Below are 13,666 nucleotides of genomic sequence, written 5' to 3' on the forward strand. Positions count from 1 at the left end.
ACCAGAACCTCCCCCGCCCAGGGCCTCCCCGAGACCTGCGCCTGGCAGCGGCGCCGCCGGAAGGGGTGCGGCACGGCACGCGTCCGGCCCGGCCACTCACGGCTCTGATTTAGCCCCACACCATGCGCCGCCGAACCAAAGCCGCCCAAGGAACTGCCGACCGGCCCGGACCAGAACCTCCCCCGCCCAGGGCCTCCCCGAGACCTGCGCCTGGCAGCGGCGCCGCCGGAAGGGGTGCGGCACGGCACGCGTCCGGCCCGGCCACACACGGCTCTCGGCGCGGCACGCCTCCGGCCCGGGGCCGCCTCGGGAGGCGTGAGCCTGGAAGCAGCGCCACCGGAAAGTGCGCGGCGCGGCACGCGTCCGGCGTTGGGCCGGCTCCGGCGGGCTTCTGTCGGCTGCCGGCGGGAGTGGGCAGCGCGCGGCTACCTGCCGAGCGCTGCCGCCACGGCGACGAGGGCGAACATCAGCACAAGCGCACCGGCCATGATCCGGTTCCGGGTTTTCGGGTCCACGTCATCGAGCCTAACCGGCCCCCGTCAGCGGCCTGCGGGCGACCGCCTCGTACCGGGGCTGCTCGCCCGGGATCCCGGACCTCGGCAGTTCGCTGCGCATCAGCACCAGCTCGTCCACCGTCCAGGTCCGGCTCGTGAACGCGTCGAGGACGGCGACATACGGCCGTACGTCCACCGCCGACCGGCTCCTGGCCACCGTCAGGTGGGCCTTGTACCGCCGGTGGTCCCCCATCTCCACCCCGGCCTTCCGCCCGGCCGCCTCACTCCGCTCCGCCAGCAGCCGCAGGGTCGGCAGATCGCCCTCGGCGCCCGTCCACAGGGCGCGGCCGTGCCCGAACTGCCCGCCGCCGCGCAGAGCCAGCCGGAACGCCGGCGTCCGGTGCGCGGCGCGCTCCAGGCGGGCCGACAGGTCGGGTACGAGGTCGTCGTCGACCTCGCCGTAGAAGGCGAGGGTGAAGTGCCACCCCGGGCGGCCGGTCCAGCGCAGCCCGTCCGCTCCGGGCAGCTTCTTCAACTCGGCCACCTCGGCGGCCAGTTCACTCGTGACGTCCTCGGGCGGCAGCAGGGCGGCGAAGAGTCTCATGCGTCCAGCCTGGCACCATGACGGGATGACGATCACCATCAGGGACGGCGGGCCCGACGACATCCCCGTGATACTCGGCATGCTGGACAGCTGTGTGGAGTGGCTGGTCGCGCAGGGGCGCACGGGGCAGTGGGGGACGAAGCCGCTGTCGGAGAATCCGGGGACCGTGGAGTCGGTGACCCGGAACATGGCCGAGGGCGCCGCCTTCATCGCCGAGGTCGACGGCGCACCGGCCGCCACGCTCACCCTCACGGACTCCCCCGGCGCCTACCTGGCCCACCTCCCGCCGCCCGGCGAGCCCGAGCGCTACATCCACTGGCTCGCCTCCGACCGCCGCTTCGCGGGCCACGGCGCGGGCAGCGCTCTCCTCGCGCACGCCGCCGAGGAGACGCGCCGGGCGGGCGTCCCGCTGCTGCGGGTGGACTGCTATGCGGGCGACGACGGCAAGCTGGTCCGCTACTACGAGAGCCAGGGCTTCGTGCGTACCGAGACCTATGTGGGCCGGGGCGACTGGCCGGGGCAGGTGCTGGCGCGGAGGGTCTAGCCCCCTGGGCAGCGGGGTGACCATCGCCACACGTGCCCCCGTCACCGTGCGTATCGTTGTGCTGCGCGGCCGTCGTGACCGAGCGGCGGCCGGGCAGGAGCGCCACGATGTCCGTCCTTGACGACTTTCAAGACCGACGACTTCCCCCGCGACTGACCCCTCGGCGCCCCCTCCTACGCCACCGTCGCCAGCTCCTCCTCCCGCCCCTGCCGAGGCACGAACCGCACCTGCGGATGCCCCTTGTTCCAGCCCACCGACAACCGCAGACCCCCCACCCGCGCCAGGATCAGGCCGATCACCGTTGCCGCGACCGCGGCGATCGCGCCTCCGACCGCCAGGCCCACCCGGGCACCGTAGGTGTCGGTGATCCAGCCGACGATCGGGGCGCCGACCGGGGAGCCGCCCAGGAAGACCATCATGTACAGGGCCATCACACGGCCCCGCATGGCCGGGTCGGTGGCCATCTGGATGCTGGTGTTGGCGGTGACGTTGATCGTCATGCCGAAGAGCCCTATCGGGATCATCAGCAGGGCGAAGAGATACAGCGACGGGGTCAGAGCCGCCACGATCTCCACCGTGCCGAAGAGCACCGCACCCACGATCAGCAGCCGCATCCGGGCGGTACCGCGCCGCGCGGCGAGCAGCGCGCCCGTCACCGAACCGACCGCCATCAGCGTGTTGAACATGCTGTACCAGCCCGCGCCGGCGTCGAACACGTCGTCCGCGAAGGCGGAGATGTAGACGGGGAAGTTGAAGGCGAAGGTGCCGACGAAGCCGACCAGCACGATCGGCCAGACCAGCTCCGGTCGTCCGGCGACATACCGCAGCCCCTCCCGCAGCTGTCCCTTCCCCCGCGGGGCGCGCTGCACGGCGTACAGCTCACGCGCCCGCATCAGCAGCAGCCCGGCGATGGGCGCGACGAAGGACAGACCGTTGGCGAGGAACGCCCAGCCCGTGCCCACGCCGGTGATCATCGCGCCTGCGACGGCGGGGCCGACCAGCCGGGCGGACTGGAAGTTCGCGGAGTTCAGGCTGACCGCGTTCTGGAGCTGGTCGGGGCCGACCATCTCGGAGACGAAGGACTGCCGGGCCGGGTTGTCGACGACCGTCGCGAGGCCCATGGCGAACGCGGCCAGGTAGACATGCCAGACCTGGACGTTGCCGGTGAGGGTGAGGACGGCGAGCGCGAGGCCGGTGACGGCCATCGCGGTCTGGGTGACGAGCAGCGTGCCGCGCTTGGGCAGCCGGTCGACGAGGACACCGCCGTAGAGACCGAAGAGCAGCATCGGCAGGAACTGGAGGGCCGTGGTGATACCGACGGCCGTGGCGGATCCGGTGAGGCTGAGCACCAGCCAGTCCTGGGCGATGCGCTGCATCCAGGTGCCGGTGTTGGAGACGACCTGCCCGAGGAAGAACAGGCGGTAGTTCCTGACCTTCAGCGAGCTGAACATCGAGGACTTGTGGGGGCCAGAGGTAGTGGGGGTGGTCGGTGCGGGTGCGGAAGCTGCTCCGGGTCCCGTACTCAACAGGTTCGCCTCCTCGTGAACGCGGCTTACAGGTGTGCGAGCTTCTCCAGCACGGGGGCGGCGGCGCGCAGTTTCGCCCACTCGTCCTCGTCGAGACCCTCGACCAGGGTGGCCAGGAAGGCGTTGCGCTTGCGGCGGCTCTCCTCGAGCATCGCCTCGGCCTGCTCCGTCTTCGTGACGACCTTCTGGCGCCGGTCCTCGGGGTGCGGCTCCAGGCGGACCAGTCCCTTGGCCTCCAGCAGCGCGACGATGCGGGTCATCGACGGCGGCTGGACATGCTCCTTGCGGGCCAGCTCACCCGGGGTGGCCTTGCCGCACAGGGAGAGGGTGCCCAGGACCGACATCTCGGTGGGGCTCAGCGACTCGTCCACCCGCTGGTGCTTGAGCCGGCGCGACAGTCGCATCACGGCGGAGCGCAAAGAGTTCACGGCGGCAGCGTTGTCGCCATGGGTAAGGTCCGACATCTCTTTAGAGTAACTCATTACTCTCGCTAAGGACCACCGGGAACGCGCGCGAATGCCCGTGACCCGGGCCACTGAATCACCACATCACTCATATGGGTGATCCGGCGGCGGAACGTGACACACCGCACCGAAGAGTGCCGCGACCCTCGTGTTCATGGGGACCAGCGTGCTCAGCCTGCGAATAGACCATGAGCTGCTCGAACGGCTCCGACAGCATGCCGCGAAACGAGGAATGAGCGTCCAGGACTATGTGGTCCGGACGCTCATCCGCGATGACTTCGACGAACGGTTCCAGTCCGCCGTGGAGGAGACCGAGAAGTTCTACGGCCTCACCTGAGATCCGGGGCTACGTGAGCCCCAGCGCCGGCATCAGGTAGTAGAAGGTGAAGACCGCCGACACGACGTACATCGCCACCGGCACCTCCCGGCCCCGCCCGGCGGCCAGGCGCAGCACCGCGAAGGTGATGAAGCCCATGCCGATGCCGTTGGTGATCGAGTAGGTGAACGGCATCATCACCATCGTCACGAAGGCCGGGATCGCGATCGTGTAGTCGGCCCAGTCGATCTCCTTGACGGAGTTCGCGAGGATCAGGAAGCCGACCGCGAGCAGCGCCGGGGTGGCCGCCTGCGACGGGACCATGGTGGCGACCGGCGTCAGGAACAGCGCCATGCCGAACAGGGCACCGGTGACGACGTTCGCGAGGCCCGTACGGGCCCCCTCGCCGACGCCGGCCGTGGACTCCACGAAGGCGGTGGTGGCCGAGGAGGAGCTGGCGCCGCCCGCGGCGACCGAGAGGCCGTCGACGAACAGGACCCTGTTGATCCGCGGCATCTGGCCCTGGGCGTCGGTCAGCTTCGCCTCGTCGCTGACGCCCATGATCGTGCCCATGGCGTCGAAGAAGCAGGACAGCAGGACGGTGAAGACGAAGAGGACGCCGGTCAGGGCGCCGACCTTGTCGAAGCCGCCGAACAGGCTGACCTCGCCGATCAGGCCGAAGTCGGGGGTGTCGACCGGGTTGCCGGGCCACTTCGGGGTGGTCAGGCCCCAGGACGGCACGTTCGCCACGGCCTCGATGAGGACCGCGAGCAGGGTCATCGCGACGATCGAGATGAGGATCGCGCCGGGGACCTTGCGGACGATCAACGCGAGGGTGAGCAGCACACCGAGGATGAAGACCAGCACCGGCCAGCCGTTGAGGTGGCCGTCGCCGCCGAGCTGGAGCGGGACCGTGGTCTGGGCGACGTCCGGGATGCGGGAGACGAAGCCCGAGTCGACCAGGCCGATCAGCATGATGAACAGGCCGATGCCGATGGCGATGGCCTTGCGCAGGCCGTAGGGCACGGCGTTCATGACGCGCTCGCGCAGACCGGTGGCGACCAGCAGCATGACCACGAAGCCGGCCAGGACGACCATGCCCATGGCGTCCGGCCAGGACATCCGGGGCGCGAGCTGGAGCGCGACGACCGAGTTCACGCCGAGACCGGCGGCGAGCGCGATCGGCACATTGCCGATGACGCCCATCAGCAGCGTGGTGAACGCCGCCGTCAGGGCGGTCGCGGTGACCAGCTGGCCGTTGTCCAGCTGATGGCCGTACATGTCCTTCGCGCTGCCGAGGATGATCGGATTCAGCACGATGATGTACGCCATCGCGAAGAAGGTGGCGAGACCGCCGCGGATCTCGCGGGACACGGTGCTGCCGCGTTCGGAGATCTTGAAGAAACGGTCGAGTGCACCGTAAGAGGGCCCGGCTCCCGGCTGTTCAGGGGTGGGGGCCTTGGCAGGAGCCGAGGTGGGCATGCTGTTGGTGTTTCCTACGAAGAGAAGTGGTCAGACGCAAACCGTTTCAGTATGAACATATAAAGCCTCGAACGGCCATCTCCGCGCGTAGACCTGATCACCTCGTAAGCTGTCCCCCATGGCCGGATTTTTCACGGGACCGATCAAGCACGAGGCGCCGGAGCCCCTGGAGGGGCCCGTGGTCCCCACCATCGTCGGCGGCACGATCATCTGGTTCGTCCTGTTCCTCGTCCAGCTCCCCTTCTACAGCTGGTTCGACGACCGCGGGCAGGCCTGGTGGGTGTGGACCTGCCTGGCCGGCGGCGGCCTCGGGCTGCTCGGCATCTGGTACGTCCGCCGCCGCGACGCGGCCATCAAGCGGGCGGCGGCCGTGGAGACGCCCCGGGAAACCACCGGCGAACCCCAGTCGTCCTGAGCCCTCGCGCCCTACAACCAGGGCACGAGGCCGGTCCTCCCCAAGTCGGAACTTCCGCTCACTCGGCGGGTGAAGGCGTAAATCCGCACGTACCGTCGAATGCATGACGCATACCGACGCGGGCGCCGAAGTGGGCAGGACTGCGCACCCCGTCCCCGTCCCGGTGGCGACGAGCGGGCTCACCGCCGCCGAGGTGGCCGAGCGGGTCGCGCGCGGGCAGGTCAACGACATTCCGGTGCGCAGCAGCCGGTCGATGCTCGAGATCGTCCGGGCCAACGTCTTCACCCGGTTCAACGCGATCATCGGCGTGCTCTGGGTGATCATGCTGTTCGTCGCGCCGATCCAGGACAGCCTGTTCGGCTTCGTGATCCTCGCCAACACCGGCATCGGGATCGTCCAGGAGTGGCGGGCGAAGAAGACCCTCGACTCGCTCGCGGTGATCGGTGAGGCACGGCCCACCGTGCGGCGGGACGGGGTCGCCGCCGAGGTCGGCACCTCGGAGATCGTGCTGGACGACCTGATCGAGATCGGGCCCGGCGACAAGGCCGTGGTGGACGGCGTGTGCGTCGAGGCCGACGGGCTGGAGATCGACGAGTCGCTGCTCACCGGCGAGGCCGATCCGGTCGTCAAACGGTCCGGGGACCAGGTCCTGTCCGGCAGCTTCGTCGTCGCGGGCGGCGGCGCGTTCCAGGCCACCAAGGTCGGCCGCGAGGCCTACGCCGCGCAGCTCGCCGAGGAGGCGTCCCGCTTCACCCTCGTCCAGTCCGAGCTGCGCTCCGGTATCTCCACCATCCTCAAGTACGTGACCTGGATGATGGTCCCGGCCGCGATCGGCCTGATCGTCACCCAGCTCTTCGTGAAGAACAAGGGCGTGGACGACTCCATCGCGCGGACCGTCGGCGGCATCGTGCCGATGGTCCCCGAGGGGCTGGTCCTGCTCACCTCGGTCGCCTTCGCGATCGGCGTCATCCGGCTCGGCCGCAAGCAGTGCCTCGTGCAGGAACTCCCCGCCATCGAGGGCCTCGCCCGCGTCGACACCGTCTGCCTGGACAAAACCGGCACCCTCACCGAGGGCGGCATGGACGTCACCGAGCTGCGCACGCTGGGCGGCAACGACGAGGAGTACGTACGCAAGGTGCTCGGCGCCCTGGGTGAGTCCGACCCCCGCCCGAACGCGTCCCTCCAGGCCATCATCGACGCCTATCCCGACGCCGAGGACTGGCGCTGCACCGAGGCGCTGCCCTTCTCCTCCGCCCGCAAGTACAGCGGCGCGAGCTTCAGCGAGGGCGACGGCGAGACCAGCTCCTGGCTGCTGGGCGCGCCCGATGTGCTCCTTGCCGACGACGATCCCGCCCTGGCCGAAACCGATCGGTTGAACGAACAGGGCCTACGGGTCCTGCTGCTGGCCCGCGTCGGCCGCGACCTGGACGATCCCGACGTGGCCGAGGGCGCGAAGCCGGCCGCCCTCGTCGTACTGGAACAGCGGTTGCGGCCCGACGCCGCCGACACCCTGCGCTACTTCGCGGAGCAGAACGTCCGGGCGAAGGTGATCTCCGGGGACAACGCGGTGTCGGTGGGCGCGGTGGCGACCAAGCTCGGGCTGAGCGGCACGACGGTCGACGCCCGCACGCTCCCCCAGGAGAAGGAGGGGATGGCGACCGCCCTCGACGACGGCACGGTGTTCGGGCGGGTCACCCCGCAGCAGAAGCGGGACATGGTGGGCGCGCTCCAGTCCCACGGGCACACCGTCGCCATGACCGGCGACGGCGTGAACGACGTCCTCGCGCTGAAGGACGCCGACATCGGCGTGGCGATGGGCTCGGGTTCGGAGGCGACCCGGGCGGTCGCGCAGATCGTGCTGCTGAACAACAGCTTCGCGACGCTGCCGTCGGTGGTGGCCGAGGGCCGGAGGGTCATCGGCAACATCACACGCGTGGCGACGCTGTTCCTCGTCAAGACGGTCTACTCGGTCCTGCTGGCGCTGCTGGTGGTGTTCTGGCAGGTGGAGTACCCCTTCCTCCCCCGCCACCTGACGCTCCTGTCCACCCTCACGATCGGCGTCCCGGCCTTCTTCCTGGCCCTCGCGCCCAACAAGGAGCGCGCGAAACCCCACTTCGTACGGCGGGTCATGCGGTACTCGGTCCCGGGCGGTGTGGTCGCGGGCGTCGCGACCTTCGGCACCTACCTGATCGCCCGGCACTACTACTCGGGCGAGGGAGCACTGGACGCCGAGACGAGCGTCGCCACGCTGACGCTCTTCCTGATCTCGATGTGGGTCCTGGCCATCATCGCCCGCCCCTACACCTGGTGGCGGGTCGTCCTGGTGACCTCGATGGGCCTCGGCTTCCTGGTCGTACTGGTCGTGCCGTGGCTCCAGGAGTTCTTCGCCCTGCGGCTGGTGGGAATGACGATGCCGTGGATCGCGGTGGGCATCTCGGCGGGGGCGGCGGTCGCCCTGGAGCTCGCTTGGAAGTGGGTCGACCGCCGGGTCCCTGACTAGGCGCTGTGCTGGGCCTGCGCCGATGAAGCGCCGTGGGTCACCGCGGGTCCGTGGTGGCCGGTCGCGCAGTTCCCCGCGCCCCTGAGGGGCGTCGTCCTACCGGACGTCGACGAAGTCGCCCGCAGGGGTGGCCGCCGGAGTGGTCGTCGTGCCCGCGAAGGTGAAGCGGAAGTAGCCGTCCTGGGCGGCCGTGACGGTGGTCTTCAGGTTGCCCGTCGCGTTGGTCTTGATGGTCTTGACCGTGGTGTACGTGGTGCTGCCGTTCTTGCGGAACTGAAGCTTGACCGGCTGCTCGACGTAGCCGTTGTACGTGCCGCGGTCCCAGTTGGCGCGGGACAGCTTGCCGGTGACGGTGATGGGCTTGCCCTTCTTCACCGGCTCGGGCGCGGCGTCGACCGTCAGCTTCGAGGCGCGCTGCATCAGGGTGGTGCCGAGGCCGGCCTGGCTCTTGTAGCCGGTCTTGGTGATGTCGAAGATCTCGCCGTCCGGGTCCTGACCGTTGTAGTCGGTGGCCTCGGCCGCGACCCGCCAGGTGCCGGCGTCCGCGTTGCGCAGCTCGCGCTCGCTGCCGCCCGGGTAGACGTCGATCGTGCCCTTGCAGTTGGCGGTGGTCGCCGAAGTCGCCGTGCACTTGGCCGGCTTGTTGCCGTAGAGCCTGTTCTCCGGCGCGGTGGGCGAGCCCCGGTAGAGGACGGGGTCGGTGAGGAAGTCGCGGGCGGTGATGTCGACGTCCGCGCCGTGCGTCAGCGTGTACGTCACCGTCGTGGCGACATGACCGGTCGTCCCGACCTTGACCGTCTTGGCGATCTTGACGTCGGAGAAGCTGACGTTCAGGTTGTACGGCTTGCCCGCGGCCCTGCCCGACCCGGCCTGCGCGGCCTCGCGGACCTTCGCTACGCCCGCCCGGTAGGACGCGGCGGAGTCGTCGGCCTGCGCGGCCGGGACGCCGAGGGCGGAGAGGGCAAGGGCGCCGGAGACGGCGGCCACGGTGGCTCTGGTGCGCATGCGTTCCCCTGGTACGGAAAAGGGGCCCCGCTGGTCATGACGGGGCCCGGCGATCGTGGGGCCTGTTGACCCATGTGATCAGATACGCGTCCGGAGGTGCCGGTTGTCTCGCCGCCCACGGAATTCAGTGACCTTCGTCACGAACCCCCGGACAGCGCCCGGGAGTTCGTGACGACTCGGACTAGCGCACGTCGACGAAGTCACCCGTGGCGTTGACCGCGGGGGTGGTCGTGGTGCCCGCGAAGCTGTAGCGGTAGTAGCCGTCGGTGGAGGCCGTGACGGTCGTCTTGAGGTCGCCCACCGAGTTCGTCTTGATGGTCTTCACGGTGCTGTAAGTGGTGCTGTTCTTCTTGCGGAACTGGAGCTTGACCGACTGGTTGGTGTAGCCGTGGTACAGGAGGTCCTCCCAGTTCGCACGGGAGAGCTTGCCCGTGACCGTGATGGTCTTGCCCTTCTTCACGGGTTCCGGCGAGGCGTTCACCGTCAGCTTGGAGGCGCGCTGGAACTTGAAGGACCCGGCCTTCGTCTCCCAGACGAAGTCGCCGTCCCTGGCGTCGACCAGCGCGTCCACGTACCAGGTGCCGGCCGAGGCGTTGGTCAGATAGTCGACCTTCGGGTCCACCAGGAACGAGGCCGTGCAGGTGGAGGTGGTGGCGCCGCTGGCCGTGCAGGTCGGCTTACCGGTCGAGAAGTAGCCGTAGTCCGGGCCCGACAGCGAGAACTCCTCGGCGCCCGAGATGCCGGAGTCGTCCCGCGCCGTCACGCTGACCTTGATGGTCTTCGCGACCGACGTGCCCACGGAGGCCATGTTGTCGCCGTCGACGACGACCTTGGTGATCGTCGTGTCACCGACGCTCGAGTCGGCCTGCGCGGCCGGAACGGCGAGGACGGAGAGGGCGAGGGCGCCGGTGACGGCGGCCACGGTGGCTCGAATGCGCATGCGTTCCCCAGGAGGAGAAGGGGCCCGACCGTGGTCGTTCCGTACGGCTCGTCGCCGGCCGGGCCCAAGTGATCGTTGAGCCTGCTGGCTCGGGTGATCAGATCAGCGATGGCAACGAAAGGTTGTACGGCAGGTGAAGAATGTGTGTACGGACACAGTGCGGGATCCGGCCGCCTAGTCGAACCACCGATCCCGCGCCAGCTCCCCCGTCCGCGAAGGATCCTCCAGCAGCGCCGCCACCTCGAACCGCCGCGGCCACTGCCGGGCCGCCCAGGCCAGGCCCGCGGCTACGCCCTCCAGGGTCGCGGCGTGCAGGACGCCGTCTTCGGTGAGGCGCCAGTCGATCTCGACGCCGTCCACGACGAGTTCCTCGTGCTCGACGTACGACTCCGGTGTGCGCGCGCCGAGCAGTACCCGCACCGACTCCGGTACGTCGTGCTCGGTCCCCTCGGAGTCCACCGACGCCGTCACGGACTCGCTCAGGCGCCGCACCTGGAACAGCTCGGCCAGTTCGGCCGCCCGTGCGGGGCGCACCGGCAACAGCGGCATGCCCTCCGTGAACGGCAGCAGGTCGGGCGAGTCCACGACCACCGCGTCCGCCGCGTCCACGACCTCGACCCGCCCGTCCACCACGGCCCGCAGCTCGTCCGGCAGCGTCACCTGTTCGGGGTCCAGATCGGCCAGGGCGCTGTAGAGCGCGTGCAGTTGAGCGCCGGTGACCTCGCGCTCCGGGTCGGCCAGGCGGTCCAGCAGTTCGGCCGCGCCGCCCGGCTCGTCCAGCAGCGCGGCGACGGAGGTGCGCACCCCGAGCGCCCGCAGCACCTGCTCGTCGTCGAAGCCGGTCGCGTCGGCCTCGTCGTACAGGCCGCGCAGCAGCGGGTCGCCGCCGGAGGCGAGCAGGCCCGCCGGGCGGCGGCCGTCCAGCACCGGGTTGCCGCGCAGCCACCACGCCGTGTACGGCCGTACGACCTCGTGCGTGCCGTCGGGGAGCAGGATCCGGACCTGCTGGGTGAGCGCGTCGCGCAGGGGCGGCTGGGCGAGCAGGGCGAGGGCCTGGGGCCACTTGTCGTCGTCCACCAGGTCCAGATCGCGTACGGCGATCAGCTCGGTGGCGACCGGCGGTACGGGCGAGTCCGGGAAGCGGTCCAGGATGTCCTCGCACCAGACGTCCACGGCGTCCAGCAGACCCGCGTCGTCGGGCTCGGCGAAGTCACCCTCGCGGGGCTCCAGTTCGTCGGGGTCGAGGACGACGTCCGTGGCGCGGACGAGGGCGAAGTTGGCGAGGACGCCGCAGGCGGCGAGGGGCTGCTCGCCCCACTTCTCGGCCAGCTCCGCGTCGACGGTGGCGAGTTCGTCCTCCCGCATGATCTGCGCGAAGGCGCTGTCGGGCAGGACCAGCTCACCGGCGGGGGCGAGTTCCCCCTCCTCGTCGGGCAGGGCGAGCGCGCCGAGCCAGGGCTCGTCACCGGGCTCCAGGCCCGCGTCCCGCACGAGGGCGAGGACGGTGTCGGCCAGTTCCTCGGCGTCCGGCGCGTCCTCCTCCCAGATCGGCCCGCCGTCCTCGTCCAGGGAAGCGGCGACCGCGGCTCGCACCTGGGGCGTGGTGAGTACGGCCCGCGGGGTCGCCGGGAGGGCGCCCAGCTTCTCCAGCAACGGGTGCGTGGCGTCCGGGTGGGCGACCTTGAGGCCGAGGCGGGCCAGGGTCTCGGGCTCGACGCGGGCGGCGTCGGGGGTGGGCAGCAGGATCTGCCGGGGGCCGATGGTGGTGCGCCCGTCGGCGAGCGGCACGGGCAGGCCGGACAGCCGGTCCGGGTCGACGCCGGCGAGGCTGTCGTAGAGCCGCCGCCACCAGCCGGGTTCCTTCTCCAGCCCGGCGAGGCGGTCGATCGCGTCGGTGAGCGGGACCCGGGCGACGCCCAGCGTCCGCAGCTCCACGCGTCGTTCGAGCCCGGCGGGGAGGAGGGTGGGCAGTACCTCGGCGAGGACCTGCACGGTGTCGGCGCCCGCGCCCTCCACCACCTCGGCGTCACGGGGGCGCAGGGACTCGGGCAGCTCGGAGTCGGGCTCGTGCGGCTCGACGGCCGGGGGGAGGAAGGAGGTGCGGGGCAGCCGCTCCAGGATCGCCTGGCGCAGGGCGCCGTCCAGTTCGCCCTTGCCGAGCGGGCCGGGCACGAGGCCGATGATGCCCTCGCCCACCGGGCGCCAGTCGGCGAGCAGTTCGGCGTAGGCGTCCGCCGCGCGCTGCACCAGGAAGTCGGTCAGCGGGCCGGGCGCGGCGTGCCGCCGGGTGGTGTCCAGCGGGAAGGAGGCGATGAGGAGGGCCGGGACGCCGAGGGCCTCGTCGCTGGGGGTGGGGGCGTGGACGACGGGGGCGGTGCGCGGGCGGTCGGGTGTGCTGTCGGCGGCGTTGACGGGCACGGCCCAGGTGAGCGACCAGTGCGGGCGCAGCCGTTCCTCGACGGGGCGGTCGACGAGGAGTTCGGGCGTGAGCGGGCCGTGCGCGGTGGACGTACGCCAGTGGGTGACGCCGGCCCGGGAGTCCTCGACGACCGTGAAGGCGCCGTCGACGCGGCGGCGCAGGGTGCGCGGCTCGTCGTCGCCGGCCTCGATGACGACCTCCTCCAGGCCGGGCAGGGCGAGCAGCAGGGCGTCGTCGACGGCGTTGAGCAGCCGCTCGGCGAGGCCGGCGGCGGCGCTGTCGCGCAGGGTAAGGATGACGGCCGTGTCGTACGGGTCGGGGGCGGTGCCCTCGGCGGCGAAGGGGAGCCGCAGCAGGGGCACATGGCCGTCCCGGCGCCGGATCTCGTCGCCGAGCCCCGGGCTGTGCCGCGCGGTCTCCTGGGCCAGCTCGCGGGCCTCGGCGAGCGCCCACCGGACTCCGCCGTGCCGGCCGACGACGGCGGGCTCGTCGGTGACGGAGAGGACGGCGGCGAACCCGACGCCGAACCGGCCGACGGAGGCCGTGTCCCGCTTGGCGGAGGCGCGCAGGGTGGACAGCGACTCGACACCGGCGGCGTCCAGCGGGGCGCCCGTGTTGGCGGCGACGAGAACACCCTCACGGAGGGTCAGCCGCAGCCGTCCCGCGACGCCCGCCCGTGCGGCGGCGTCGGCGGCGTTCTGCGCGAGCTCGACGACCAGCCGGTCCCGGTAGCCACCGAGGACGAGGTCCTCCTCGGCGTTGGCGTCCTCCCGGAAGCGGGCGGGGCTGGTGGCCCAGGCGTCCAGCACTCCGCGGCGCAGACGGGCCGTGCCGAAGGGGTCGGCGCCTTCGGCCGCGGGCCGCACGAACTTGCTCACGTTGACTCTCCTCATCGGCGTGGTGATGAAGGTACCGCCGATGGGACACGGGTGCGCCGCCCGCCCGCCCCGGAGCCGG

At 71.0% G+C, this 13,666-nt stretch carries 11 protein-coding genes; 4 read left to right on the top strand and 7 right to left on the bottom strand.

Features of this window, described 5'->3' with window-relative positions; translation table 11 throughout:
- Positions 1-525: 525 nt before the first annotated feature.
- Positions 526-1,098 (bottom strand): RNA 2',3'-cyclic phosphodiesterase, encoded by a 573-nt coding sequence (gene thpR, locus ACIQWG_RS34475; protein ID WP_404102895.1) that lies wholly within the window; start codon positions 1,096-1,098, stop codon positions 526-528.
- A gap of 25 nt (positions 1,099-1,123) precedes the next feature.
- Here thpR and ACIQWG_RS34480 point away from each other — a divergent pair, with 25 nt between their 5' ends.
- Positions 1,124-1,642, top strand: coding sequence for a GNAT family N-acetyltransferase (locus tag ACIQWG_RS34480; RefSeq protein ID WP_404102898.1), 519 nt, complete (start codon positions 1,124-1,126; stop codon positions 1,640-1,642).
- Between the two features lie 173 nt (positions 1,643-1,815).
- Here the strand turns inward: ACIQWG_RS34480 and ACIQWG_RS34485 are convergent, their stop codons facing one another.
- The gene (locus tag ACIQWG_RS34485) at positions 1,816-3,168 is read right to left on the bottom strand and encodes an MFS transporter (RefSeq protein WP_404102901.1); all 1,353 of its coding nucleotides are present in this window, start codon (positions 3,166-3,168) and stop codon (positions 1,816-1,818) included.
- A gap of 26 nt (positions 3,169-3,194) precedes the next feature.
- Positions 3,195-3,632, bottom strand: a complete 438-nt coding sequence (locus ACIQWG_RS34490; RefSeq protein WP_328426930.1) for a MarR family transcriptional regulator — start codon at positions 3,630-3,632, stop codon at positions 3,195-3,197.
- Between the two features lie 154 nt (positions 3,633-3,786).
- Here ACIQWG_RS34490 and ACIQWG_RS34495 point away from each other — a divergent pair, with 154 nt between their 5' ends.
- On the top strand, positions 3,787-3,969 hold the full coding sequence (locus ACIQWG_RS34495; RefSeq protein WP_404102905.1) for a ribbon-helix-helix protein, CopG family: 183 nt from the start codon (positions 3,787-3,789) through the stop codon (positions 3,967-3,969).
- A gap of 9 nt (positions 3,970-3,978) precedes the next feature.
- On the opposite strand, the gene ACIQWG_RS34500 is transcribed toward ACIQWG_RS34495, so the two are convergent.
- Positions 3,979-5,430: an NCS2 family permease gene (locus ACIQWG_RS34500; protein ID WP_404102908.1), complete on the bottom strand. Its 1,452-nt coding sequence runs from the start codon at positions 5,428-5,430 to the stop codon at positions 3,979-3,981.
- A gap of 118 nt (positions 5,431-5,548) precedes the next feature.
- On the opposite strand from ACIQWG_RS34500, the gene ACIQWG_RS34505 reads away from it, so the two are divergent.
- Both ACIQWG_RS34505 and ACIQWG_RS34510 read left to right on the top strand, forming a co-directional pair.
- Entirely contained in the window at positions 5,549-5,845 is a 297-nt protein-coding gene (locus ACIQWG_RS34505) for a DUF2530 domain-containing protein (RefSeq protein WP_404102911.1), read from the top strand.
- A 103-nt stretch (positions 5,846-5,948) separates the two neighbouring features.
- Complete coding sequence (locus ACIQWG_RS34510) at positions 5,949-8,345, top strand: cation-translocating P-type ATPase (RefSeq protein ID WP_404102914.1); 2,397 nt, start codon at positions 5,949-5,951, stop codon at positions 8,343-8,345.
- 96 nt (positions 8,346-8,441) lie between these two features.
- Here the strand turns inward: ACIQWG_RS34510 and ACIQWG_RS34515 are convergent, their stop codons facing one another.
- From ACIQWG_RS34515 to ACIQWG_RS34525, 3 genes are all read right to left on the bottom strand, one after another.
- Positions 8,442-9,350: a hypothetical protein gene (locus ACIQWG_RS34515; RefSeq protein ID WP_404102916.1), complete on the bottom strand. Its 909-nt coding sequence runs from the start codon at positions 9,348-9,350 to the stop codon at positions 8,442-8,444.
- Positions 9,351-9,531: 181 nt separating this feature from the next.
- A complete protein-coding gene (locus ACIQWG_RS34520; RefSeq protein ID WP_404102919.1) occupies positions 9,532-10,290 on the bottom strand; it encodes a calcium-binding protein in 759 nt (252 codons plus the stop codon).
- 174 nt (positions 10,291-10,464) lie between these two features.
- A complete protein-coding gene (locus ACIQWG_RS34525; protein ID WP_404102922.1) occupies positions 10,465-13,587 on the bottom strand; it encodes a sacsin N-terminal ATP-binding-like domain-containing protein in 3,123 nt (1,040 codons plus the stop codon).
- Positions 13,588-13,666 lie beyond the last annotated feature (79 nt).

It is taken from the genome of Streptomyces sp. NPDC098781, from assembly GCF_044759995.1.
GTDB lineage: Bacteria > Actinomycetota > Actinomycetes > Streptomycetales > Streptomycetaceae > Streptomyces.